The organism is Azospirillum oleiclasticum, from assembly GCF_013423485.1.
GTDB lineage: Bacteria > Pseudomonadota > Alphaproteobacteria > Azospirillales > Azospirillaceae > Azospirillum > Azospirillum oleiclasticum.
The window spans coordinates 1-22,005 of record NZ_JABFFR010000006.1 but is presented as its reverse complement, the minus strand read 5'-3'; the positions used below and the strand labels follow the sequence as shown (position 1 = coordinate 22,005).

The 22,005-nt window shown below is 72.7% G+C and carries 28 protein-coding genes; all 28 read right to left on the bottom strand.

Features of this window, described 5'->3' with window-relative positions; genetic code table 11:
• Positions 1-3,752 (bottom strand): tape measure protein (locus tag HL658_RS10040; RefSeq protein WP_211109705.1); only part of this gene is annotated, 3,752 nt, incomplete at its 3' end.
• Positions 3,749-4,150: a DUF1799 domain-containing protein gene (locus HL658_RS10035; RefSeq protein WP_343055048.1), complete on the bottom strand. Its 402-nt coding sequence runs from the start codon at positions 4,148-4,150 to the stop codon at positions 3,749-3,751. The genes HL658_RS10035 and HL658_RS10040, both read right to left, overlap by 4 nt.
• A 74-nt stretch (positions 4,151-4,224) precedes the next feature.
• Entirely contained in the window at positions 4,225-4,569 is a 345-nt protein-coding gene (locus tag HL658_RS10030) for a hypothetical protein (protein ID WP_180281817.1), read from the bottom strand.
• A gap of 40 nt (positions 4,570-4,609) precedes the next feature.
• A complete protein-coding gene (locus tag HL658_RS10025; RefSeq protein ID WP_180281816.1) occupies positions 4,610-5,869 on the bottom strand; it encodes a hypothetical protein in 1,260 nt (419 codons plus the stop codon).
• Positions 5,869-6,156: a hypothetical protein gene (locus tag HL658_RS37675; protein WP_180281815.1), complete on the bottom strand. Its 288-nt coding sequence runs from the start codon at positions 6,154-6,156 to the stop codon at positions 5,869-5,871. Before HL658_RS37675 ends, HL658_RS10025 begins: the two co-directional genes overlap by 1 nt.
• Before the next feature lie 10 nt (positions 6,157-6,166).
• A complete protein-coding gene (locus tag HL658_RS10015) occupies positions 6,167-6,592 on the bottom strand; it encodes a phage tail terminator protein (RefSeq protein WP_180281814.1) in 426 nt (141 codons plus the stop codon).
• Positions 6,589-7,176, bottom strand: coding sequence for a phage virion morphogenesis protein (locus HL658_RS10010; protein ID WP_180281813.1), 588 nt, complete (start codon positions 7,174-7,176; stop codon positions 6,589-6,591). The genes HL658_RS10015 and HL658_RS10010 overlap by 4 nt, the downstream gene beginning before the upstream one ends.
• Positions 7,176-7,607, bottom strand: a complete 432-nt coding sequence (locus HL658_RS10005; protein WP_180281812.1) for a gp436 family protein — start codon at positions 7,605-7,607, stop codon at positions 7,176-7,178. Before HL658_RS10005 ends, HL658_RS10010 begins: the two co-directional genes overlap by 1 nt.
• A gap of 3 nt (positions 7,608-7,610) precedes the next feature.
• Complete coding sequence (locus HL658_RS10000; RefSeq protein WP_180281811.1) at positions 7,611-7,835, bottom strand: hypothetical protein; 225 nt, start codon at positions 7,833-7,835, stop codon at positions 7,611-7,613.
• Position 7,836: 1 nt separating this feature from the next.
• Positions 7,837-8,379: an HI1506-related protein gene (locus HL658_RS09995; RefSeq protein ID WP_180281810.1), complete on the bottom strand. Its 543-nt coding sequence runs from the start codon at positions 8,377-8,379 to the stop codon at positions 7,837-7,839.
• On the bottom strand, positions 8,367-9,260 hold the full coding sequence (locus HL658_RS09990) for a Mu-like prophage major head subunit gpT family protein (RefSeq protein ID WP_180281809.1): 894 nt from the start codon (positions 9,258-9,260) through the stop codon (positions 8,367-8,369). The genes HL658_RS09995 and HL658_RS09990 overlap by 13 nt, the downstream gene beginning before the upstream one ends.
• Before the next feature lie 8 nt (positions 9,261-9,268).
• The gene (locus tag HL658_RS37000; RefSeq protein ID WP_246337458.1) at positions 9,269-10,042 is read right to left on the bottom strand and encodes a hypothetical protein; all 774 of its coding nucleotides are present in this window, start codon (positions 10,040-10,042) and stop codon (positions 9,269-9,271) included.
• A 1-nt stretch (position 10,043) separates the two neighbouring features.
• Positions 10,044-11,285, bottom strand: a complete 1,242-nt coding sequence (locus HL658_RS09980) for a phage protease (RefSeq protein ID WP_180281808.1) — start codon at positions 11,283-11,285, stop codon at positions 10,044-10,046.
• A 342-nt stretch (positions 11,286-11,627) separates the two neighbouring features.
• Positions 11,628-12,827 carry a phage head morphogenesis protein gene (locus tag HL658_RS09975; protein ID WP_180281807.1) on the bottom strand — a complete coding sequence of 400 codons (1,200 nt, stop codon included), beginning with the start codon at positions 12,825-12,827 and terminating at the stop codon, positions 11,628-11,630.
• 18 nt (positions 12,828-12,845) lie between these two features.
• The gene (locus HL658_RS09970) at positions 12,846-13,361 is read right to left on the bottom strand and encodes a hypothetical protein (protein WP_180281806.1); all 516 of its coding nucleotides are present in this window, start codon (positions 13,359-13,361) and stop codon (positions 12,846-12,848) included.
• 44 nt (positions 13,362-13,405) lie between these two features.
• Complete coding sequence (locus tag HL658_RS09965; protein ID WP_180281828.1) at positions 13,406-15,016, bottom strand: DUF935 domain-containing protein; 1,611 nt, start codon at positions 15,014-15,016, stop codon at positions 13,406-13,408.
• 5 nt (positions 15,017-15,021) lie between these two features.
• Positions 15,022-16,470: a terminase large subunit domain-containing protein gene (locus tag HL658_RS09960; protein ID WP_246337457.1), complete on the bottom strand. Its 1,449-nt coding sequence runs from the start codon at positions 16,468-16,470 to the stop codon at positions 15,022-15,024.
• Positions 16,467-17,138: a phage protein Gp27 family protein gene (locus HL658_RS09955; RefSeq protein WP_180281805.1), complete on the bottom strand. Its 672-nt coding sequence runs from the start codon at positions 17,136-17,138 to the stop codon at positions 16,467-16,469. Before HL658_RS09955 ends, HL658_RS09960 begins: the two co-directional genes overlap by 4 nt.
• A 4-nt stretch (positions 17,139-17,142) precedes the next feature.
• Positions 17,143-17,448 (bottom strand): ArsR family transcriptional regulator, encoded by a 306-nt coding sequence (locus tag HL658_RS09950; protein WP_180281804.1) that lies wholly within the window; start codon positions 17,446-17,448, stop codon positions 17,143-17,145.
• Positions 17,445-17,840: a hypothetical protein gene (locus HL658_RS09945; protein WP_180281803.1), complete on the bottom strand. Its 396-nt coding sequence runs from the start codon at positions 17,838-17,840 to the stop codon at positions 17,445-17,447. The genes HL658_RS09950 and HL658_RS09945 overlap by 4 nt, the downstream gene beginning before the upstream one ends.
• A 13-nt stretch (positions 17,841-17,853) precedes the next feature.
• Positions 17,854-18,429 (bottom strand): hypothetical protein, encoded by a 576-nt coding sequence (locus tag HL658_RS09940; RefSeq protein ID WP_180281802.1) that lies wholly within the window; start codon positions 18,427-18,429, stop codon positions 17,854-17,856.
• 8 nt (positions 18,430-18,437) lie between these two features.
• Complete coding sequence (locus HL658_RS09935; RefSeq protein ID WP_246337455.1) at positions 18,438-18,968, bottom strand: hypothetical protein; 531 nt, start codon at positions 18,966-18,968, stop codon at positions 18,438-18,440.
• An 83-nt stretch (positions 18,969-19,051) separates the two neighbouring features.
• Positions 19,052-19,579, bottom strand: a complete 528-nt coding sequence (locus tag HL658_RS09930; protein WP_180281801.1) for a hypothetical protein — start codon at positions 19,577-19,579, stop codon at positions 19,052-19,054.
• Positions 19,580-19,587: 8 nt separating this feature from the next.
• On the bottom strand, positions 19,588-20,007 hold the full coding sequence (locus tag HL658_RS09925) for a ribbon-helix-helix domain-containing protein (protein ID WP_180281800.1): 420 nt from the start codon (positions 20,005-20,007) through the stop codon (positions 19,588-19,590).
• Positions 20,004-20,486: a regulatory protein GemA gene (locus HL658_RS09920; protein ID WP_180281799.1), complete on the bottom strand. Its 483-nt coding sequence runs from the start codon at positions 20,484-20,486 to the stop codon at positions 20,004-20,006. The genes HL658_RS09925 and HL658_RS09920 overlap by 4 nt, the downstream gene beginning before the upstream one ends.
• Positions 20,483-21,418: a DUF5131 family protein gene (locus HL658_RS09915; protein WP_180281798.1), complete on the bottom strand. Its 936-nt coding sequence runs from the start codon at positions 21,416-21,418 to the stop codon at positions 20,483-20,485. The genes HL658_RS09920 and HL658_RS09915 overlap by 4 nt, the downstream gene beginning before the upstream one ends.
• Before the next feature lie 2 nt (positions 21,419-21,420).
• On the bottom strand, positions 21,421-21,591 hold the full coding sequence (locus HL658_RS09910; RefSeq protein WP_180281797.1) for a hypothetical protein: 171 nt from the start codon (positions 21,589-21,591) through the stop codon (positions 21,421-21,423).
• Positions 21,592-21,593: 2 nt separating this feature from the next.
• Positions 21,594-21,890 carry a hypothetical protein gene (locus HL658_RS09905; protein WP_180281796.1) on the bottom strand — a complete coding sequence of 99 codons (297 nt, stop codon included), beginning with the start codon at positions 21,888-21,890 and terminating at the stop codon, positions 21,594-21,596.
• Positions 21,891-22,005 lie beyond the last annotated feature (115 nt).

Sequence of the window (22,005 nt, the reverse complement as noted above, 5' to 3'; positions counted from 1 at the left end):
ACGGCCTGGCCGCCCTCGGTCACCGTCTTCGTCGCCTCTTTCCAGACGCTCACAGTGTCGCGCAGATCCTCGCCGACCTGGACGATATTGCCGTCCAGGTCCTTCCACACGGTCTCCCACGTAGCGTCGCCGAGGTAGTTCTGCGACCGCGTCAGCAACCCCTGCGCGATGGCTTCCGCCGCGGACAGGGTCACCTGCTCGCGCACCGTCTCGGTGCGCGTCGTGCCGCCCGTGGTGGTGCCCGGCCACAGTTTTTCGGTGGTGTCCAGCCAGTCCTGCCACGCCTCGGTGGTCTGGCGCATGGCCTCCTTGGCCTGTGTGCGGGCAGCGTTCTCCAGCGCGTAGCCGCCGGCCATCGCCGTCGCCGTGGCGTCGAAATCCATGGCGTGCTGGAGCTGCGCCAGACCCTTCTCCAGGTCCGACCAGTCGATGTTGGGGATGGCGCGCTGCACCTGCTCGGACAGGCTGCCCTTCAGCCGGTCCACGAAGCGGCCGGCGAACCAACCCGTCAGCTCGCGCAGGCCCTCCTCGGTGCGCGGGAAATATTTCTCGGTCACCGGGCCGGGGGCGCCGTCCTGGACCCGGTAGCCGTCGCGGTTTCCGGCGCCAACGAAGATCTCGCCGGTGAGCGTGCCGCCCAGAAGCTTTTCGAGCCGTTCGCCCATGTCATAGACGGCGCCGGCGACGCGGGACGCTTCGGCGCGGTTCTCCTGGCTGAACTTCTTGCCCGTCTGCCCCCCGATCACCTCCCCGCCGGTGTCGAAGTTGCGGGTCGAGCCGCCTTCCATGGTGCTCTGTTCGCGCGCGAACAGACCGTCGAGCAAGCCGCCGATGATCGGCGCCGCGATCATCGCGATCGGTGCCAGCGGCCCCATAGCCACGCCGGCGAGCGAGGCGATGCCGATGCCGGCCGAAATCGTGTTGCCGATGCCGCTGCCGATCTGCCCGTTCGAGAACGCCTTGAAGGCGTTGAACGCGCTCAACGCCGACCCCGCCGCCGTCGCCACCTGCCCCCAGGTGACGCCGCCGGCGGCGGACACACCCGGCGAAGCCCCCGTCGCCACCGTCGGGTCGGCGGTGATGTTCATGCCGGGGTTGGCCGCCCGCAGCATGGCGTTCTGGTCGGCCAGCACGGACGGGCTGACGGTCACCGTCGTCTGCCCGCCGCCGCCGAAGATCGGGTTGTTCCACCAGCTCGGCAAATTGGCGGGGTCGGTCAGCCGCGACAGGGAACCAATGGACAGGCCACCGGTGCCCCCCCCGGATTGGACGTTCTGGTTGGCGGGCACATAGGTCCGCCCGCCGACACTCACCGACTGGGCGTTCTGGTTGGCCGGCGGCGACAGGCCGAACAGTTGCGGCACCGACCCGACCACCTGGGCAACGATCGGCTGCACGATCTGCGTCTTCAACGCCTCGACCGCGATCCTCTTGAACAGGTCGCGGAAGAAATCCAGCACGTCGCCGGCCTTGTCCGGGTCGGTCAGCCGCTCGAACATCAAGGTCGCGACGTCGGTGGAGACGTCGTCCACCACCCGCGCGACCTCGCGGGCATACTCCTCCCACTGGCGCTTCAGCTCGGCCACGGCCGGGTCGGCAGCACGGGCGGCCCGCGCGATGGCCTCCAGCTCCTCCGGCGTCTTCGCGAAGGGCTTCAGCTTTTCCAGCTCCGCCAGCTTGGCCCGGTAGGCTTCCAAGGGCGTGCGGGTCTCCTCGACCAGCCGGCCGATCCGCTCACGCGCGTCGGCGGCGGCCTTCGCGGCCTTCGCCTGGTCGTAATGGGCGCCGGCCTCCGCCCGGATCTGCTCGATCACGGTAGGATGCAGGGCGATGCCGCGTTCCTTGGCGGCGAGCAGCGCCTTCTGCACCTCGGCCGCCTGGAACCGGGCGCGCTCGTCCAGCGCCAGCGCCGCCGTCTCCGCCTTCATGGTGTCGAGCTGGCGCTCGATCTGCTGAGTGAGCGTGCCGGCGGCCTTGGCGCCCTTGTTCTTGGAGGCCGCCTCCTCGTCCAGGTGCCTCTTGTACTCCTCAAGGATCTGGTTGCCGCGTTCGCGGGTGATCCCGCCGGCGCCGATGGCGGCGTTGATCGTCTCCTCCGCCTTTTTCACCTTCAAGGCGCGGGCCGCCGTCTCGTCGTAGCCGGCGATCAGCGTGTCGAGCGCGTCCTTGGCCTTCTGCGTCACCGGCACGGTGGTCGCCGTGGCGGTGCCCGCCGCCGCCGCCCCGGCCGTGAACTTCGTGAGCGCCTCCTGCGCCTCCACCAGCGATGCCCGCGCCGCCGCCGCCGCCGTGTCCATGTCAGCCACGCGGGCCGACGCATCGGCCAGCCGCGTGGTCATCTCCGGCGTCACGAAGCGGCCGGGACCCTGCGCCTGGTAGGCGGCGATCTGCCGCCGCACCTCGTCCTGGTCGGCGCGGGCGCGGATGGCGGCGCTCTGCGCCTCCGCATCCGCCATCGCCAGCTTCGCCTCCGCGTTGCGGGCGGCTTCCAGGGTGTTGGTGCGCAGCAGCTCGGATTGGTTGGCGATCTCCGTGGCCGACATGGCCCCGATGCGCCGCACCTCCTCGTTGGCGGCGGCCAGCTCGGTTTGGCTGCGCTCCGCCTCCACCGATCGTTGGTGCCATTCATAGACCGCAAGCCCGGTGGCGGCGATGGCCGTGCCCAGCAGGATGTAGGGATTGGCGAGTGCGATGGCGTTCAGTGCCGCCATGGCCCCGCCGGCGGCCTGGACGCTGGTGGTGAAGGCGGCGACGGCGGCCAGCACGCGGGCGGCGCCGATGGCGCCGATGGCGGTCACCACCAGCTCCGCGTTGTCCGCCAGCAGCCGCAGGGCGTCGGCCCCCAGCCGCACGCCCTCGCCCAGCGCGGCGCCGATCCGGCGCGCGGCGTTGTCGGAACCTTCGGCCGCCGCGGCGATGGAGCGCGCCACATCGGCCACCGCGCCCGCCAGCCCGCCCTGGCCCACCTCGTTGCGGAAGGAGGCCATGGCGTCGCCCAGGTTGGACAGGGCGCCGCCCAGCGTCTTCGCCTGCTCCTCCATGGCGCCGGCGAACTTCACCTTGCCGATGCCGATCAGGTACTGCTCGATCGCGCGGGCGTTGTTGGCGACCGCCGTCTCGATGCCCTGGAAGGTGAACTTGACCTTGTCGCCCTCGATGCTGGCGCGGACGCCGAACTCCTTCAGCCGCTCGTTCTCGCCGGTGGCGGCGTCGGCCACCGCCTCGATCATGTCGATCAGGCCCTTGCCGAACGAGCTGGCGAAATTCCCGTAGGCGCGCAGGCTGTCGCTGCTGGCGTCCAGGCCCAGGTTCTTCAGCCGGATGAAGGCGGTGGTGACCTGCGCCAGGTCGTAGGGCGTCTCCGCCGCGAACTTCTTCAGCATGGAGAAGGCCGCCGCCGCTTCCGCCGTGGAACCGGTGGCGGTCTTCAGCATGGCGTTCAGCTTCTGGAACTCCGCCGATGTTTCGACGACGGAGCGCACGAAGGCGACCAGCCCCAGCGTGGCGAGCGCCCCCTGAAGCATCGCCGCACCCCGGCCGGCCAGCTCCATCGCGCGGCCGGCGCCGTTCGCTTCAAGCTGAAGCTCGCGCGCCGTCTCCGCCGCGCGCTGCGCGTCGGCGGCCATGCCCGACGCGCCGGCGCCGGCGCCGGCGGCGCGGCGGCCGAACCGGTCGAGCGCGCCCTCCGCCTCCGACAGGCCGCGGTTGAGGCCTGACGCGTCGGCTTCGATGCGGGCGACGACGAGCGTCATCGGCGGCCCCGCTCGCGCTCGCGCTGCCGGCGCTGCTCGCGCTCGGCCCGCACGCGCGCCAGCTCGTCCAGCGCGGCGGCCTCCATCGCGCGGATGTCCTCGAACAGCCGCGGGGTCACGCGCACACCGAGGTGGCGGGCGACGAGGTCCAGCACCTCGTAGCGCAGGCCGCTGTGCATGGAGCCGGCCATGCCCAGCGGCGCGTGGTGCCATTGGGTATCGAGCGCGGCGAACAGGCGGACGCACGGCCAGTTGTCCGGCCGCACGGCGAAGAGCCGTTCGCCGGACGGGGGCTTTCCGTCGTCATCATCCTGTTCGGCATCATCCGGGTCCGCCTTTGCCTTCCAGCGCGCCAGCACCGCCGCCGGGGCGCCCATGGCGGCGAGGTCGGCCGCCACCTTGTCCAAGCCGGCCGGGGACCGCGCCCCCGCCGCCGGCCGTCCGCCGCGCGCCCACCAGCGCGCGGCGTCCGTCAGTTTTTTCGGCGCTGGCCGTTCGTGGCCTGGTGGTAGGCGGTCAGGATGGCGGTGCGATGCGGGCGGTCCTGGAACAGGATGTCGAGCGCCGCCTCCATCGAGAACTCGATGGCCTTGCCGTCCTCGTCCTCGATGCGTTTCCAGCCGCAGAGGTGGCGCTTGAACCACTCCTCCTCGTAATCGTCGCCGGGGACCTTCAGCAGCTCGTCCTCCTGCGCCTTGGTCAGAAGATTGAACCGGATGTCGTAATCGACCTTGGTGGTGGCGCCGCTGTCGTTGGGCACATGCACCACAACCTCATGCCAGAAGGTCCGGTCGGCCTGTTTCTTCACCTTGAACATGGGTTCACGCTCTCTCTAAGGGGGCTTCAACAGGGCTTGATCAGCCGATGGACAGGGTCAGCTCGTCGTTGCCGGCGACGGGCAGGAAGCCGAGCTTCATCTGAAGCTGGGTGACGTTGTCGTCGTCGGACTTCTCCACGCCGTCCACCTGCACGGCCGGCGCCTCGATGTCGATGATGGAGCCGGCCACCGTGCCCTGGCGCAGCCACAGGGTGGAGCGGTGGGTGCTGTCCTCGGCCAGCGCGTAGAAGTCCTTCTCGCCGATCGGCGGCTCGTCGATGGTGAGCTGGCCGGTGGCGTCGCGGCCGGACGAGCGGATCGCCGCCTTGTTCACCACCTGGCGGTGGCCGACCTTGGTGCCGGTGTCGATGGACAGCTCGCTGAAGGCCGGCTCGTAGCCGTCGATCAGGAAGGCCGGCACCGTGTCCGGATTGCTCTCCTCCGGGTCCTTGAAGCCGCTGTAATCGGCGTCGGTCGGCAGAGAGGCGCCGGTGACCGGCACGAACAGGCCGAAGCTCTTCACCATCAGGACGGGGAAGGTGGACGCGGACACCTTCAGCGACACCGACGCGCGGCAACCCAGACCCTTGTGCAGCGTGCCGTCCATGTTGAGGAGTTGGGTGCAGCTTTCCACCGCCGCCGAGACGGGCGTGTAGGCAGCCCGCTCCGGCGTCAGCGCGATGGTGAGCACGTCGCCGGTCTCGAAATCGGTGCCGATGGCGCTGGGGGTGATCACGGCGCCGTTCGGCAGGGCGAAGGGGCTGGCCGTCGTCATCACCACGGCCGTCTGGTTGTAGGCGCTGTCGGCCGGGGTGCTGGCCGCCGTCACGGTGAAGGCCGCCACGCCGCTGCCGCCGCCGGTGGTGCAGGTGAGCGTCGCCGTCCGGCGGTAGAGGCCGGCGTATTTGGTGGTGCGGGCGAAGGTGAAGCGCCCGACGGCGTCCGTCGCCGGCACCGCGGCGGCGGCGATGGTGGCGGTGCCGGTGACCAGCGTGCGCGCCCAGGCCCCCATGCGCAGGATGGCGTCATAGGCCGGGGCGGTGCCGGCGGTGCCGGCGCCGGCCAGCTCGATCTCGTAATCGATCGTCAGGTGCCGGCCGGTGGCGAGCTGCGGCCTGCGGCCCCAGAAGGGCTTGTAATAGGCCCGCTCGATCATCTCCTGCACCATGGGCGCGATCTTCACGTTCATGGCGAGGATGGCGTTGGCGGCGGCGGTGGGGCCGGCGTCCTCGCCATACTCCGTCTCGCGCGCCACCATCAGGCACATCTGGTCGTAGGACTTCTCGGCGTAGGACACCATCAGACGGTTCCCTTCGTACGGCGGGCGGGTTTCGCCGGGGCATCAGCCGGCGCGTCACCGGCCGGCGGGGTATCGCCCGGCGGGGCATCCGCCTGGACGGGCGGTTCCGGGGCAGCCCGCTCCGCCGGGGCGGGCGGCTCCGGCTCCGCCTGGGTGGCGGGCGGCGGATCGTTGCGGACGGAGGACCAGCGCCGGCCCCTGGCCGGGGCGGTGGGCAGCTCGAACGCGAGGGTCCGTCCGTCCTCACCGATCACGTAGGCGCCGCCATGCTGAAGCGGTTGCGTCATGTCACCTCACTCAGGGTCGCAGGTGGAGCGGCACCGTGTAGCGGTCGATCCACCACAGGGCCGCGGTTTCGAGTTCGAGCACCTCGCCGCCGCCGAACGCGCAGGGTCCGTCCGCACCCTCGGGCATCCAGCCCAGCAGGGCGGACAGCACCATGCGGCGCACGTCGGTCAGCGCGTCGGCCGCCGCGGCACCCCGCGGGTCGGAGCGGTCGGCGACGGCCAGCACGACGCCGAAGGTTGCGGTGAGCGACTGGCGCGGCGCGTTGACCACCCGTGCGGCGCCGGCCACGTCGCCCACCGGCACCACCCACGCGGCGGGCAGCAGGTGCGCGGGCGGCGCCTGTGTCACGGCGCGCAGCTCCGCCGCCCCCTGCACCAGCCCCAGAGTGGTCGCCGGCGGCGCCAGCCGGGCGACGATGGTGGACAGCCGGATCACGGGGTGCCTCCGCCGCCGGCGGCGCGCAGATGGTCGGTCAGGATGGCGCGGATCGCGTCCATGTCGCCGGCGCCGAAACCGACGAAGGGGCGCGCCGGCATGCGGATCGTGTAGGCCGGCACCTGGTGCGTCTCGCTGTAGTTCGCCTTCGACCGCTTGACGAAGCGCCAGTCCGCGAAACGGTCCATGCGCCCGCGCAGCCGACGGTACACGGTGACGGTGCGGGCCGGTCGGTTGATGGTGCCGCCGAACTGGTGGATGGCGGCGTAGGCGCGGTCCGTGCCCACCTCGGCCGACCGATCGTCCGACCGGCTGGTGACGCTGTCGCGCAGATGGCCCTGGTCCACCAGCGTCTGGCCGCCCTGCCGCTTGGCACGGCGCGACGGCGTCCAGGCGACGCCGTCCGGCCCGGTGCCGGTGGCGAAGCGGTGGCGCGTCTCCGTCTCCAGATGGCCGGCGATCTCCGCCATCGCCGGGCCGAGCCGGACGCCGGCGTCCTGGAGCCGCCAGAACAGGCCGCGCAGGGCCGCGTCATCGACGGTGACGCCCATGGAGACGCCCGTGGAGATGCCGGTGTCGGCCATCACATCCCCCGCAGCGCGTCGCGGGAGAACACGCGGGCCGCCCCGGAGCGCGCCGCACCGCTGCCGGCCGCCGCGGCCGGCGCACCCGCCGCCGCCACACCGGGCAGCGACACCTCGCCCTTGGCGACCCGCACCAGATAAGCCACGGCGTCGTCGTATGCCATGCGCTCCGGCCCGTCCTTCGCCGCGCCCTGCGCGTGCAGCTTGTACCAGGCGATGGCGCCGGCAAGGTCGGTCAGGCGCGCCGGCGCCGGGGTGACCGGCACCGGGTAGCGCCCGGCCAGATAGCCGTCGATCTCCGCGTCCGCGTCGGCCAGCGCGCGGGCGATCACGGCCGGATCGGCGGTGCCGTCGCGGTCGCGGTCGGCGAGCTGGAGCAGTGCGGTGTCGCCGTAGCGGTCGCGCAGGTGGGTTTCGGTGGCGTAGGGCATGCTTCAGGCGTCCTCTCCCGTCACGGCGTCGATCAGCGCCCGCTCCTCCGCCGTCAGAAGATCGTCGGGCACGCCGGCGGCCTCGATCAGCGCCACCATCCGGCCGGCGGCGACCAACACCCGGTCGGTCTGCTCCAGCGCCTGGGCCTGCGCGCCGCCATGGTCGGAGCGGCGGCGCAGCCGCTCCACCGTGGCGCGCATGACGGACAGAGGCGTCGCGTCGGCCATCTTACGCGTCCTCGGCCGCGGCCTTGGGCTTGCGCCCACGGTTGGCCGGGGCGGCGGGTTTGGACGCCGCCTCCCCGTCCTTGGCCCCGGCCCCGGCCTCGATGCCGGCCGCTTCGTCGGCGGGGGTGGTATGGGGTGCCGCGGCGCCGCCGTCGCCCCGCGGGGCGGGCGGTGCCGCGGCGTCGGTGGCGGCGGCACCGTCGGTGGTGCCGGTCTCCGCCACCATCCGGGACGGATCGTTGGGCCGCGGCCCGTCCACGATCGCCCCGGTATCGGTGTCCCCGGTGTCGATGGGGTCGGTGTCGGCGCCCGCGGCGACGGCGGAACCGTCATCCGGGGCGACCGTCGCCGGCGGGCTCTCCAACAACTCGACCGTCAGCAGGCGTTCGGCGCCGAGCCGCCAGACCTGCGCCACGGTGAAGGTGCCGGGCGGGTGCTCCACCGCCGACGCCGGGTGGTGCACGCCGGCGCGGCGGAAGCCCTTCGCGGGCCGCGCGGTGATGCGCAGCCGGCCCATGAAGGGGCTGTCCATCAGGGCAGCCATTCGACCACCTCCAGCCGGGCGGTGCCCTTCCACTCGTTGGAGACGCCGCCGTCGCCCAGCTCGTTCATCAGCAGCTTGCGCGCCGCCCCCTCGTTCGAGGCGCCGCAGACCAGCAGCGTCGGGCGGATGCCCAGCGGGCGGCCGTGGTCGCCCTTCAGCGCCATCATGGCGGCGCGGGCGGCGGCGTAGCGGGTGGCGGTGAGGTCCTGCTTGGACCCCCAGCAGAGCTGCGGGAACGAGAAGCCGACGTTGCAGCGGCCGTCGATGCCGTACAGGAATTCCTTGCGGTTGAAGACGTTCTCGTCGGTCAGGCTGTCCATGGCGACGAACTGGAACTTCTTGCGCTCCTGGTAGAGCACCGGCTTGATGGCGCGGGTGTCGTCGAGCAGGAACCACGGCGCGCCGCTGCCGCCGTCCGTGTTGGCGTAGCTGGTCTCGCTGCCATCGGCGGCGAGCACGGGGTGGTCGGTGTCGAAGAAATATTGCCCGTCGAAACACAGGGTGTCCCAGCCGGCGGCCAGCAGCCCGTACACCAGCTCGTCCGGGAAACTCGCGGCCGACCGCCCGAACTCGGTGACCACCGGCTTGTAGATGCCGATGTTGTCGTCCTCGATGTCGTTGCGGTCCACCCCGATGGTGCTCTCGTAATCCTTGTTCTTGATGGTGTAGTCGGCCTGGCCGAGGTTGTTGACCTGGCGGTCGCCGATCCATTCCCGCACCCGCGGGAACGCCTTCAGCCAGCCATACTCGTTGGAGCCGGTGGTGCTGGGCACCAGCGTGGCGACGGTGCTCCAGCGCGGCGTGACGCCGGCGAAGGCCATCTGGAAGTCGGTGCGGAAGGCGATGTAGAGGGAGCGCAGCGCGCCCGTGTTGACGATCATGGCGGGCCTCAGACGGTGATTTCGATGATCGCGGTGGCGGACACCGACGCGGTGTTGGCGCCGCCCACGGTGAGCGACAGCGCGTCGCCGGCGGCCACGGTGCGCGCCGCGGTGGGCAGGGCCGCGTCGGTGACGCCGGCCGCCGAGCCGCTCTGCGCGATGGTGACCACCCCGCCGGTGATGGCGGTGGCGCCGATCTTCGCGGTGAGCGTGGCGTCGCCGGTGGCGAGCGCCCCGTTCAAAACCGTGCGGATCGCGGTGACGGTTCCCGCCACCGGCGACGGCACGCGGACGACGCCGGCGTCCGCCCCGACCAGCGACGGCACGGCGACCGTCAGATGCACCGTGCCGCCGGCCGCCGCCGTCTCGGCCGGGCCGCTGCGCACCCACACACCCAGCGCGTCCACATCCCACACGGTGCCGGCGGGGCTGCGGGTGCCGCCGGCCGGGGTGGCGGCGACGGTCTGATCGTCCACGATCCAGCACAGGCGGCCGATGTGCCCGCGGTCGATGGCGTCGGCGCCGGCGCTGTTGGCCCAGCGGAAGACGCCGGGCTCCACCAGGACGCGGACGGCGCCGGCCACGCCGCCGCTGTTGTCGGCGGTCTCGCCGGACCGGCCGATGGCCTTCAGGCCGGTGGCGGTGGCGGCGGGCACCGCGTTGCCGGCGGTGTCGAGACAGACGAGCGAGCCTTGATGGATGCGGGTGGCCGCCGCCACCGGCGGCTCAAGCCGGTCGCCGAAGACGGACGGCGTGTTGCGGGATTGCGTCAGCGCGCTCATGTCACATCCCCAGCTCGGCTTTGGTCTTCATGGCGGCGGCGGTGTCGATGCCCAGCAGGCGGAACACCGTGGCCTCGGTCTCGTCCGGCTGCCCGGCGGTCCCCGCGGGCTTGCCGGGCGGTGCAGCCCCGCCGCCCGGCGGCACGATGACCGGCAGGGCGGCGGCCAGCGCCGGCCAGCCGGCGGGGTTGGCGGCGTAGACGGCCTTGAAATGGTCGCGGGTGGCCGGGGTGATCTTGCCGGCCGTCACCGCCGCGTCGATCGCGGCGTCGGCGCCGGCGGCGGCCGTCTCCTTCTGGAGCGCGGTCAGGGCCGCGGCGGTGGCGAGATACTGCTCCATCGGCACGTACTTCGCCGGATCGGCCGTGGCCGGTCGGGCGGTCACCGCGGCCAGCACGGCCGGGGTCTCGGCGCCGGCGGCCAGCCCGACGGCGGCGGCGACCTGGTCGAGGCCGCTGCGGGCGGACGCGAGCTGCACCACGCGGGCGGTGACGGCCGCCGCGTCGGCCGTGGCGTCGAGCCCGGCGGCGGCGGCGAGCGCCGTCAGCGCCGGGCCGTTGGCCGACGCCAGCCGGGCGGCGCTGGCGAGTGCGGCGTCGCGGGCCGTCGTCTCCGGCAGCCCGAGCGCCTTCAGGAAGGCTTTCAGGGTTTCATCCATGTCCGTGGGGTCTCCGGCCGCGGCCAGCGCGGTGAGGTTGAAGTTGGGGTGGGTCACCAGCCCGCCGCGGACGATGCGGGTCACGGTGCGGGTGGCGGGGTCGAACTCGAAGGTCGGGGAGAAGTAGCGGTATTCCCGCCCCGCGATCTGCGCGGCGGCGCGGGCCGTCCAGTCCACGCGGCCCCAGATGCCGTCGTCGCGGACCTCCAAGGCTTTGATCCAGCCGGCGGCGGGCGCTTCGCCGGTGCCGCGCATCGCGGCGAGGTCGTAGGCGTGGTTGTAGTCGACCATCAGGTCGATGCCCTGGCCGCCGCCGGCCCCGGACCCGGCGGCGTAGGCCAGCGACGCGGCGACGATCCGCTCCGCCTGCGCCCGGTCGCCCCAGACATAGGGGCCGCGTCCGTCGCGGCCGGTGACGGTGCCGAGCGGCGCCACCTTGATCCAGTCGGGGGCGCCGCCGCCGGCGTCGGGAAGGGCGGCAGCCAGCGCGCCGATGACGGCGGCCCCGCCGCGGTCGGAGGCGCAGAGGGCGAGCCCATGGGCGGGCGCCCCGGTCGGGGACAGGATGGCGGCGGGATCGGTCATGGCGCCATCTTCGCCCGGTGGCGCGATGGTCGTAAGCCGTCCGCGGCCGTGGGGGCAGACAGGGGGTAAGCCGATCGCTCCGGATACCCCGTGCGGGGCCGTGAGCGCGTTCAAAAACGCGTTCAAGGAATTCGCCGCTGTCTCGGGGCGGCGGACGCCGCGGCCCATCCAGCGACGCTCTGGCGCGGCCAGCCCCACTGGACGGCGGGGACGGGCGGGACTACATAAGGAGTGGCGGCCGAAACACGGTGAACCTCTGAGCCGTAGCCACGTCGCGCGTGGAGGTGCCGGTCCCACGGGACCGGAGCGGAGCCCTCCCGGCCGCCACTTTCCCTTTCCGTCTCACCAGTCGATCCCCGCCGAGGCGTGGCCGCGCGCGAAGATGGCGTCCATCCGCGCCTGGTCGGTGCGGTGGAAGGTGACGACGTAGGTTTCGCGGCCGTCGCGGGTGCGCTTGACCACCAGCAGGTACGGGTCGCCGCCGATCTCACCGACGACGGCCCAATGGCCGGGCTTGTTGCCCGGCAGCCAGCGGTCGGCCGGCAGATCCAGCAATGCCTGCAGCGCGCCATACTCCTCGGTGCCGAGCTGGTGCTTGAGGTGGTCGGCCGCGGTCTGCTGCGACAGGCGGACCACCCGGCCCGCCGTGTCCATGCGCGCCGCCGCCGCGTCGTCCAGCACGGCCACCGGCCACTGGCCCGGCAGCCGGCCCTGGACGAAGGCGTCGAAGCTCATGTCCAGCGCCATGCCGGCGGCGAGCTGGCGGGCGATGGCCGGCGGGCTTGCCTCCATGCGCTCGATCAGCCGGGCCCGCTGCACCGCCTCCGCGCCGCGGCCGACGTTGGTGCCGAAGCCGGGGTCGATGCCTTCCGGCAGCGCCTCCGTCTGGCCGGTGCGCGGGTTGGTGTACTCCACCTCCGGAATGTCGGGCGGTGCCGACCATGGCTTCAGGCCGCGGCGGTCCAGGTCGCGGTCGCTCAACTGCTCCACCGTGCAGCGGCAATGCCAGCCACAGGGCGGATACCAGCGGTCCCACACCGGATGGTCCCACGGAAGGATGACGCCGTGCATCACCCGGTGGGCGTCCCGCGTGCGGCTGTCGAGCGTGGCGACGTAGCGCAGCCAGGGGCGCGCCGGCGCCAGCCGCGTGATCCGTTCCCAGCGCCCGGCGGCATGCGCCGTGCGAAGGTTGGTGTCGAAGATGGTGCGCAGGCGGCGCGGGGAGCCCAGCCGCACCACGGCGTCCTCGCCGGTCTTCGGGTCGGTCATCGTCTGCCGGCCCCACCAGCCGCGCGCCTGCAACAGCGGCGTGATCTCCTGCGACCAGCCGGCGAGCGTGCCGCCGCCCCGCAGCACCGTCTGGCTGAAGGAGCGATGCACGTCCGACAGCAGGTCGAGGTCCATCATCTTGGCGACGGTGAAGCTCTCGGCGTGCTGGTGGTTCCAGGTGTCCCGCCAGTCGAAACCGATGCGGTAGCCCTTCGCCTCGAAAAAGGCGATGGCGTCGGCCGGCGGCAGCGGCTTGAGGGTGACGTCAGCCATCGGCGCCGCCGGCCGGGATCAGCGCCGCGGGCGTTCCGCGATGACACCGGTGCGGTCGCCCGGATAGAAGGGCGGCCAGGTGACGAGACTGTCCGGATCGAACCGGGCGGCGGCCTCCGCCCAGCCCGGCGCCGCGTCGTCGGGCGGCGTGACCATCAGGCGCATGGTCCAGCCGGGAATGCGGCGGCGGTGCTGCCCGAGCCGGGAGACCCATGTCAGCATGACGTGGCCCAGCAGCTTCCGGCGCTCCTTTTCCCGGTCGGCCGCCGGCTCCCCCTTCGCGTGCGCGGGCCACAGATAGGGCCAGTGCCCCGCCGCCGCGAACCGGTCGTGCCACTCCGTGAAGGCGGGCCAGATCCAGGTGACGCCCGCCAGATGCCGGTGGAAGAAGCGCTCCTCCTTGCGCGGGTCGCCGGAGCCTAATGCGGCGGCGACCCCCTTGCGCATGGCGGCCCGCGTGGCGGCGGGCATGGCTATGGTCTCCGTCACGGCGTCGAAGACGATCAGGATGTCCTGTTCCGGCGGTGCGAACATGATGGGCTCTCCGGCAAATGGTGATCCCGGAGAGAGTGCGCTGATCAGCCATGGACGTCCATCCCCACCCGGCCGGCGACGTTGGCGGCGAAGGCGCCGCGGGCCAGCAGCTCCACGAGCTGGGGGGCGGCGCCGTCGCGGGCGATGGCGGCGAGCGCGGCCAGGAAGGCCGCCGGGTCGCCGGCCGCCTCGTCCGCCGCCCGCGCGATGCGCTCGGCCACCGGCGCCATCAGCGGCTCCCAATCCGCCAGCATGGAGTCGACGAGACGGTCGATGGCGTCGGGGCCGGAGGGGGCGCCGCCGGCGTCGGCGGCTGCCATCGCGGCGGCGCGTGCCGCGGCGGTTGCCGGCCGGGGCGGCGGGGCTGTGCCCGGTGCCGGGACGGCGCCGGCGGCCGGGGCTGGTGCCAACAGCACCGCGCCCTCCGGCGCGTCGGGCAGGCCCAGCTTGTCGGACATGACGGACGCTTCCACCCGCAGGCCCAGCGGCACCAGCTTGACGACGTTGTCCACCAGCGCCTTGACGTCCTCCTCGGCCGGCCGGCCGATGCGGATGCGCGGGTAGGCCCCGGCCGGGCGGGGGCCGAGGTTGAAGGCGACCAGCGGGGCCACGAGCTGGCGGTTGAGGGTGCCGGCGAGCTGGCGGGCGTCGGCGCGCTCGATGTCCTCCTGCACCTGGCGGTGCTCGCGCCCCACGGCGTGGCCGCCGGCGATGGCGTCGGTGGTGGCGGTCTGCCCCAGCACCGCCTTGCTGACCTGCCGGTCCAGGTAGTTGCAGAGCTTTTCCCAGAGGTCGATGCCGTTGACGCTGGCGCTCACCAGCTCGATCAGCATGGAGGCCGGGACGATGGCGGCGGCGTCGGTGCCCAGATTGCGGACGGCGTCGAGCAGCACCTCCTTGTCGGCCTCGCTGGCGTTCGGGCCGTATTTGCCGACGCGCAGCGGGTGGCCGTAGACCTCCGCGAAGACCACCCAATCCTTGAGCGCGTAGTTCTTGAACAGGAAGGCCCAGGCCGCGGCGCGCGCCAGCCCGCCGCGGATCGGCAGGCCCGACTTGGTGCGCGGCTGGTGGATCAGGAACTTGTGGGGCAGCAGCTCCGCCCCGTCGGCGCTGCCGTCCACCAGCCGCAGGGTGCGGCCGTCGTTGCGGTCGAACTGGAACCAGCGCGGGTCGCGCGGCTCGAACCGCTCCGGCAGCCAGCGGGCGCCGTCGAGTGTCCACATGATTTCGCAGACGGCGTAGCCCTTCCCCAGCCCGTCCAGCAGGTCGTAGAGCGTGTCGGGCAGGCTGTCGGCGTCCAGCCACTCGCGCACCAGCTCGGCGGCGGCCTGATCCTCGGGCGCGTCCGAATGCGCCTCGACCGTCACGTCGAGCTGGGAGACCTGGAGCTTGCGGGTCTGGAGCACGGCCCGGTAATGCAGGTCGCGCTCCTCCATGTCCTCGGCCAGCTCCAGCAGCGCCGTGGCGTCGCCGTCTTCCGCCGCGCGCAGCGTGCGCGCCAGCCGCTCCGGCGTCAGGCCGGCCGCGGGGTGGCCGGACAGGATGGAGCGCACGCCGGTGACGGTGGGGCCGGCCTGTTCGGCGGCGAGCGCCCGGCGTTCCATGGGGCGGCCGTCGGGGCCGAGGATGGTGGATTTGGACGGTGGGGGGGGCATGCTGGTCACCAGACCTTTCCCAGCGCGCGGCCGGCGCGGCCGATCAGGCCGCCCAGGCCGCGGGCGGTGTCGTCGTCGTGGTCGGGGCGGCGGAAGCCGGCGGCGCCGGTGGCGGGGGCCGCGGTGGCGGGGGTGTAGCCATAGGCGTCCTGCGGGCCGCCGGCGGTGGCGACCGCGAGCAGGCAGGCCCAGAAACGGTCGGCGTGGCCCTCGGCGTCGTCGTCGGCCACCAGCCGGATGCCGCCGGTCTCGCCGGTGACCTTGCGGACCTTGTGCAGGTCGGCCCGGAGTGCCGCGTCGCCCATGGGGATGCGGATGCGGCGGTCCTCGAACGCCTGTTTGCCGATGGTGGCGACGTTGAGGCGGGTGGCGCCCTGCAACAGCACGCCGTCCACCCGCAGCTCCCCGTAGCGCGCGCGGGCGTCCTCGACCGGCTTCTCACCCATGCCGCCCTGGTCCATGGCCGTGCGCTGGACGCGGTAGCGCTGGAACAGCCCGTCCATGATGCGGTCCTGTTCGCTGAAGGACACGTTGCGGCGGGTCACCACCTCGCGCGTCCACAGCACGTCGCCCACCAGCTCCAGCACCCACGCGACCCACAGGTTGTTGCGCCGGGCGATGTCGTTGCCGATGAAGACCGCGCCGCCGGCGTAGCGGGCGGGATCGCCGGCCGCCTCGTCCTCGCAGGACGTGATCAGCTCGTAGGTGAGCCAGGCCGACGCCTCGTCCGCCCACTGCAACTCGAACTCCTGCGCCCAGGCGTCCTCGTCGGCGATACCGGCGCGCAGGGCCGCGACGTCGCGGTCCAGCCCTTCGGCGACCGCGGTGTGGATGTCCACCGTGTGGCGCGACCAGGTGTCGTCGCGGGCGGTCATCAGGTCGTAGAACTTGTTGCCCTTGCCGTTGGGCGTGGACGTCACCCGCAGCTTCCAGCCGGCGGAGATGACCGGGAACAGCGCCTTCCAGATCTCGCGGCTGTCCTTGTGGAAGGCGAACTCGTCCAGGAAGACGTTGGCGCTGAAGCCGCGCGCGGTGTCGGGGTTGGCCGGCAGCGCCGTGATGCGGCTGCCGCCGGTGAAGGTGAGTTCCAGCGCCTTGTGGGCGATCTCCGGCCGGTCGGGGTCGGGGATGAAGGCGAACTCCCGCTCGTCCTCGATGGCGAAGTCCATCGCCAGCTTGTAGGCCTTCGCGTGCAGCTTGATGCCGGTTTCCATCGCCTCGCGCGCTTGGCGCTCGCCGCGCGACAGGATCACCCAACGGGTGCGGGTGCCGGCCGCCCACGCCTGGAAGGCGTCGTCCACGATCTCCAGCGTGGTGGTGAAGGTCTTGCCGGTCTGGCGCGCGAACATGCCGGCCTTGAAGCGCGAGCGGTCCAGGAACCAGCGGCGCTGGTAGGGGTGCAGCGGGACCGCCGGGCCGGGGAGAATGGCGCCGGGCATGAGGAGACCGGTCATGACCGCTCCACGATGCCGTAGACCTCTTCGCGGATGCGGCGCAGGAGTGCGGCCTTCGCCTCGGCCGGGCTGGCGGTGGCGGGGACCGCGCCCGCGTCGGCGGCGATCGCCTTCAGCTTCGCGTCCACCTTGCGGGCGAACTCCTGCCGCAGCTTCAGCGCCAGCTCCGCGTCGGCCTTGCGGGCCGACGCCAGATCCTTGATGGCGCGGGCCACGAACATCACCCCTTCGGGGTCGAGCGTGACCGGCGCCGCGCCGCCATCCTCCCCATCGCCGCCCGCACCAGCGCCGCCGCCTTCGGCCAGGAACAGGTCCAGCACCGCGGAATGCGCCAGCTCGATGTTGAGCCGGGCGGTGCGGCTCTCCGGCTCGTCGCCATAGCGCTTCACCAGCGCCTCGGCGACCGCGCGGGAGCGGCCGACCTTCTCCGCGACCCGGTCCAGCCCTTGCAGATGGGCGTGCAGCCGCGACCGGCTGGGAAGATCGTCGGCGGTGACGGACACCGCCACGTCCAGCTCGGGCGGCAGCATGGTGCGCCGGCCTTCGGACAGGTCGCGCAGGTGGCGCAGGATCTCGTCCAGGCCGTAGCGGCCGGAATGCCAGAGCTGGGCGATGCCTTCGCGCAACGGGTCCGGCAGCTTGTCGATCTTGCTGGGGCGCCCGGCCATGGGGTCAGTCCCGCGACGGGCGGGACACGCCCGCCACCCGCTCCAGCCCGCGCGCCACGCGCTCGCCGCGGTCGGTCAGGCGCACCGACAGCAGGTCGGGGCGCAGCTCCTCGGTGTCCACCAGCCCGGCGGCGGCCAGCCAGCGGGCGTCGGCGTTGGCGGTGGCGCGGTCGATGCCGGCGAAGAAGACGCGCACCGCCTTCTCCAGCGTCGCGCTGTTGGCGGCGCCACCGCCCTCGTCCAGCAGCCGCAGGGCGGTGAGGCGCCGATCGGCGTCGAAGACGGCGCGGACCTGGTCGTTCATGCTCATACCGTCTTCCCCATCGCAAGATGCCCGTCCACCATGCGGCGGCTGTCGTCCTCGACCCGCTTCAGCAGCTCGCGGAAGGTGCGCAGCTCGCCGCGCAGCTCCGCCACGTCCACCCGCAGCTCGGTGATGCGGTCGGCGGCCTCGGTCGCCTTGTCGGCCGCCTCGTTCGCCTCGGTCGCGGCGTGGCGGACCTCGCGCACCGCGGCGTCCATCGCCTGGAAGCGGACCTCGCCGGCGGCCAGCCGGTCCTCCGCCTTCGCCAGACGGGCGGTCAGTTCGGCCATCTCCCGGCGCGTGGGGAAGGTGCGCGACAGCCACCACAGGGCGGCCGGCGCCATCACGCCCCAGCCCGCCCCGGCCAGCGTCGCCCATTCCTTGACCTGGTCGAACATGGCGGCGGCCCTTTCAGATGGTCCGGTCGATTAAGGCCGGCGCGGTCGCCAGCCTTGCGGCCAGCATGTCGGCCAGCGCCGGGGTGCCGATGCCGAAGCGGGCGAGCGCGTCGGGCACCCGTTCCTGGGCGTAGCCGGCCGCCACATGCAGGGCGTGGGCGCGCAGCTCGGCGGCCGGAGCCGCCACCCCCAGCGCCTCGGCCGCCTTGGCGAGGCCGAGGTCCACGGCGCGGTCCAGGGCGGCGTCCAGATAATCGCGGGTGGCGGCGTCCACCATCAGGCCGGTGCGCGTTTCCAGATGCCGGACGGCGACCTTGACCAGGCCGCGGACCAGCAGCCCCAGCAGGCCGAGCACCCCGGCCAGCGCCAGCCCCGCCAGCTCGGACAGGGACGGGAGCGGCGGTGCCGGCGCGGCCTCGGCCGCCCTGGCGGCCAGCGACAGCACCAGGATGCCGGTGAAGGACATCAGCGCCGCCACCAGCCCGAGGACGCGGTCACCGAGGTCCGACGACGGCCGGCGCATCAGATAGACGGCCCCGGTGAAGATGGCGCAGAGGAAGACGAGCGAGACGGCGGCGGCGACGCCCATGGGACACCTCAACGGTAGGGTTGGACGAGACGGGTCCACGCCTCGACGAATTGGTCGGGCCGGCCCTTGCCGGCGGCGGTGTTGTAGACGCGCTTCCACACGGCGGCGTGCCCGGCGATGTCGCCGGGGGCGGCCAGGGGCACCGGGCTGCGGTAGTAGACCAGCCGGGCGATGGCGGCGGCGTAGGCCAGGGTGGTGGCGAGCTGCTCGTGACGCGACGGCTGCGCCGCGGCCAGCGCCGCCACGCGCCCGGCCAGCGCCGGACGGTGTTTCAGGAAGTTGTCCCAGATGTCGTCGTGGGTGGCGGGCTCGATCTGGAACAGGCCGAAGGCGGGGCCGAGCGTCCGGTCGGCCGCCGACGTGATCTGGTCGAGCGCGCGCAGGCCGCTCTCGTGCGCGGCGGTGCCGAGCAGCAGCTCCACGGCCGCGTCCCGGTCGATGCCGGGGGCGTCGGCACCGGCCAGACGCGCCAGCGTCGGGCGGATGACGAAATGTTCGAGGTGGCGCGGCGAAAGGCCGGGGCCGCTGTAGCCGGACATGGGCGCATCCCGAGGGTGGCGGATGCCCCAGTGTCGCGTGCGCGAAGGGGGTAAGCTAAGCCGGTGGCGGCTGGCAGACGGGATTACCCCTTGGCGGCGCGCTGGCGGCGGGCGGCGAGCAGCGCCCCATACTCCCACAGCGTCGGGTCCGGCGGCGGCGGCGCGCGGTGCCGGTGGTCCGGGGCGGCGGGGTCGGGCTCCGGCCGCGGCAGGTCGCTGGTGAGCTGGGAGACGGCGGTGGTGGTGCTGACCAGCCCGTAGCGCGCCCGCAGCGTCCGCACGATCTCGTTGCGGGACTTGCCGGCCAGCCGCAGCGCGCGGGCGATGTTCCATTTCAGCTCGACGTCGGCCACCGGCACGCTGTAGCTGCCGTTCGCCAGCGGCCCCTGCCGGCCGAACACCGCGCAGACCTCCCGCGCCCTGCGGTGGCCGATGGCCTTGGCGATGGGATGGCCGGCCGGGCAGACGACGGGGATGTAGACCTCCTGCCCGCCGAAGGTCACCGCGAAGCGCTCCGCGGCCTCATAGCCCACCAGATCCTCGATCTGGCCCAGCAGGCCGGGCAGCCGGCGGCGGCGGATGCGGGGATCGGGGCGGCGGGCGGTGGACATGGGCGGTCTCAGGCCGGCTTGACGGCCGAGGCCGCCGCGACGTGGTAGGACAGGATGAAGTCGCGCACGGCCGCGGTGAGCGTCGCCCCATCGGCGGCGGCCTCGGCCGCGGTTGCGACGACACCCTCCGCCGCGCCTTCCAGGCCGCCTTCCGGGGCGCCGCGGCGCGCGGCGATCGTCGTGATCAGTTCATCGACCTGACAGCGCTCGGCGGACGCGATCGCGGCCAGAGCCTCCCAGAAGGCCGGGGCCAGCCGCAGGCTGGTGCGGTGGCCGGCGATGAAGACGTTGCGGCTTCGCAGGCCGGGGGTGGCGGCGGCGACGCGGATCGCCACCGCCAGCGGCGTCGGCTCGGCCTGGACGGCGGCGGCGATCGGGCTCGGCAGCGGCTTGGGAGCGGGACCATAGCGCCTTGGGACAGGGTTCACGGTGCGACCTCCATGTGGACATCGGCGCGGGCGGCCCAATCCTTCAGCGCCTCGATGACCATGGCCCACCGCTCCGGCGTCAGCCGGCCGATGTCCTGGCGCGTCTGGCGGGCGACGAAGGCGGCGAGTGCCGCGTCGGAGCGGTCGCGGACCTTGCCGGCGTCGGCCAGCGCGATCCACAGGACGCGCGCCTTGCTGTACTGCGGACTGTCGGCGTAGCGCTGGCGCTTCCCGCCGGCCCGGCCCGGCCGTTTCGGCGCGCCGGCGTCGTGGAGCGCGCGCACGACGGCCTTGAGCTGGGGTTCGGACATGGCGCGGGTGCTGTCGATGCCGCCGGCGTGCAGCGCCAGGAAGGGGCGCCAGACGGCGTCGTCGGCCAGCGTCGGCACCTGCCGGCGCAGGGTCTGGACCTTGGCGCGCAGCTTGGCGAGGGGGTCGGCGGGCTTCTTCGCGCCGGATGGTTTGACGCTGGTGGTCATCTTGCCATCCCCGGGAACTCACGGACGCGCAGGTCCTCCGGCCATTCGGCGGGTTCGCCACCTTTCGGATGTCGCAGGCCCAGGACTGCCGCCATGGCCGTGCCAAGCTGCTTCAGGTAGAAGGGCACACCGGCGTCCCGGCACTGGTGGAGGATCGGCAGTACACAGTGCTCCGGCATCAAGCGCGCCTTGGGGCCGCTCTCACCACCCACGATGACCCATCCGCGATGACCGAGCGCCAGGAAGTCGGGCGGCAGACGGATCGACCCAAGGCATGGTTCCACCGACACCATGATCGTCCAGCCGGTGCCGGCCAAGTGGCGCAGATCGGCCCAACGTGCGTCGAAGCGCTCTTGATTTTCGGCGGAGAAGCCGATGGTCAGGTTCGGGAACACGTCGGGCCAGTACGCGGGGCCATTCATCCAGTCGAACACTTCTCCCCGACCCTGTTCGTACAGGTTTTCGATCCAGCCGCGCCGGATCTCCGTGTTTGCCCAACCCGCCAGGAATTCGGCCATCCGCGCCGAACGTTTCGTGAGGATCTGGAACCGATGCCCACGGGTCCGGCTGGGATCGAGAAAGCCCGCACACTGGCCGATCACCCACCACACTCGTGCCGCCACGACGAACGGCACGTCGGTATGAAACAGGTCGGACATCGAGTTGACAAAGATGCCGCGCGGTCGCCGCCAGCGCAGCGGCATAGCGAAGGTGTCGTCATCCGCGATCCGGATGTCGCCGGTCCACACGGGGCCGCCTTTACTGTCCCGCGTCAATCCGACGTACTTCTTGGCACCCTTGCCGCCCATCCGGACGATCCGGGCGGCATCCTTCATCGCGTAGCAGTTGGTGCAGCCCGGAGAAACCACGGTGCACCCAGCGACCGGGTTCCAGGTCGCCTCCGTCCATTGAATGCCTGTCTTGTCGCCCATGGTTAAGCCTTCCTCGGACCATTGGTTTCGTTGGTCGGAGCGGCGCCGGCAAGGCCCAGAAAGTGCCAGAGGAACCCTCGCAGCCGCGCCTTCTCCGGGTTCTCCCGGTCCCATTCCTGTTGGCGCCGGATCACCCCGTCGATGAACGCCTGTTCGTCGGGAGACAGGGCCATGCTCACCTCCCGGCCGGAGCGGTCGCCCGCTCCAGCGCGTCGTTGACGGCGTCCACCACGTCCCGCGCCGCGACGCCGGCGGTGCGGGCGTGTTCGATGGCGTCGCGGACCAGCGCCAGCGGATCGGCGGTGGCGTCGGCCGGCGCCGGCCGGCCGGTCAGGATGAGGACGGTGGTGGTGAGCAGCCGGGCGAGCTGCCGGCACTCCGCCGGGGCCGGCGGGGTGCCGCCGCGCAGGCGCAGCGCGGCGGTGGAGAGGCCCAGCGTGACGGCCAGCGGGGCTTGTTGCGGCGTCGTCATGCGTGGCCGGCGGCGGGTCCGCCGCCGCCCCCCTTCTCCAACTGCTGGGCCAGGGCGCCCCGCGTCGGCACCAGCAGGTCAAAGGACATCGGCTTGTTCCTCCTCGGAGGGTGCC

Bases quoted from the DNA above. Each gene is read 5' to 3' on its own strand.
- HL658_RS10030 (WP_180281817.1), bottom strand. From the start codon at position 4,569: ATGTTCAAGGTGAAGAAACAGGCCGACCGGACCTTCTGGCATGAGGTT.
- HL658_RS10025 (WP_180281816.1), bottom strand. From the start codon at position 5,869: ATGGTGTCCTACGCCGAGAAGTCCTACGACCAGATGTGCCTGATGGTG.
- HL658_RS37675 (WP_180281815.1), bottom strand. From the start codon at position 6,156: ATGACGCAACCGCTTCAGCATGGCGGCGCCTACGTGATCGGTGAGGAC.
- HL658_RS10010 (WP_180281813.1), bottom strand. From the start codon at position 7,176: ATGGCCGACACCGGCATCTCCACGGGCGTCTCCATGGGCGTCACCGTC.
- HL658_RS10005 (WP_180281812.1), bottom strand. From the start codon at position 7,607: ATGCCCTACGCCACCGAAACCCACCTGCGCGACCGCTACGGCGACACC.
- HL658_RS10000 (WP_180281811.1), bottom strand. From the start codon at position 7,835: ATGGCCGACGCGACGCCTCTGTCCGTCATGCGCGCCACGGTGGAGCGG.
- HL658_RS09995 (WP_180281810.1), bottom strand. From the start codon at position 8,379: ATGGCTGCCCTGATGGACAGCCCCTTCATGGGCCGGCTGCGCATCACC.
- HL658_RS09990 (WP_180281809.1), bottom strand. From the start codon at position 9,260: ATGATCGTCAACACGGGCGCGCTGCGCTCCCTCTACATCGCCTTCCGC.
- HL658_RS37000 (WP_246337458.1), bottom strand. From the start codon at position 10,042: ATGAGCGCGCTGACGCAATCCCGCAACACGCCGTCCGTCTTCGGCGAC.
- HL658_RS09980 (WP_180281808.1), bottom strand. From the start codon at position 11,285: ATGACCGATCCCGCCGCCATCCTGTCCCCGACCGGGGCGCCCGCCCAT.
- HL658_RS09975 (WP_180281807.1), bottom strand. From the start codon at position 12,827: ATGGCTGACGTCACCCTCAAGCCGCTGCCGCCGGCCGACGCCATCGCC.
- HL658_RS09970 (WP_180281806.1), bottom strand. From the start codon at position 13,361: ATGTTCGCACCGCCGGAACAGGACATCCTGATCGTCTTCGACGCCGTG.
- HL658_RS09965 (WP_180281828.1), bottom strand. From the start codon at position 15,016: ATGCCCCCCCCACCGTCCAAATCCACCATCCTCGGCCCCGACGGCCGC.
- HL658_RS09960 (WP_246337457.1), bottom strand. From the start codon at position 16,470: ATGACCGGTCTCCTCATGCCCGGCGCCATTCTCCCCGGCCCGGCGGTC.
- HL658_RS09955 (WP_180281805.1), bottom strand. From the start codon at position 17,138: ATGGCCGGGCGCCCCAGCAAGATCGACAAGCTGCCGGACCCGTTGCGC.
- HL658_RS09950 (WP_180281804.1), bottom strand. From the start codon at position 17,448: ATGAGCATGAACGACCAGGTCCGCGCCGTCTTCGACGCCGATCGGCGC.
- HL658_RS09945 (WP_180281803.1), bottom strand. From the start codon at position 17,840: ATGTTCGACCAGGTCAAGGAATGGGCGACGCTGGCCGGGGCGGGCTGG.
- HL658_RS09940 (WP_180281802.1), bottom strand. From the start codon at position 18,429: ATGGGCGTCGCCGCCGCCGTCTCGCTCGTCTTCCTCTGCGCCATCTTC.
- HL658_RS09935 (WP_246337455.1), bottom strand. From the start codon at position 18,968: ATGTCCGGCTACAGCGGCCCCGGCCTTTCGCCGCGCCACCTCGAACAT.
- HL658_RS09930 (WP_180281801.1), bottom strand. From the start codon at position 19,579: ATGTCCACCGCCCGCCGCCCCGATCCCCGCATCCGCCGCCGCCGGCTG.
- HL658_RS09920 (WP_180281799.1), bottom strand. From the start codon at position 20,486: ATGACCACCAGCGTCAAACCATCCGGCGCGAAGAAGCCCGCCGACCCC.
- HL658_RS09915 (WP_180281798.1), bottom strand. From the start codon at position 21,418: ATGGGCGACAAGACAGGCATTCAATGGACGGAGGCGACCTGGAACCCG.
- HL658_RS09910 (WP_180281797.1), bottom strand. From the start codon at position 21,591: ATGGCCCTGTCTCCCGACGAACAGGCGTTCATCGACGGGGTGATCCGG.
- HL658_RS09905 (WP_180281796.1), bottom strand. From the start codon at position 21,890: ATGACGACGCCGCAACAAGCCCCGCTGGCCGTCACGCTGGGCCTCTCC.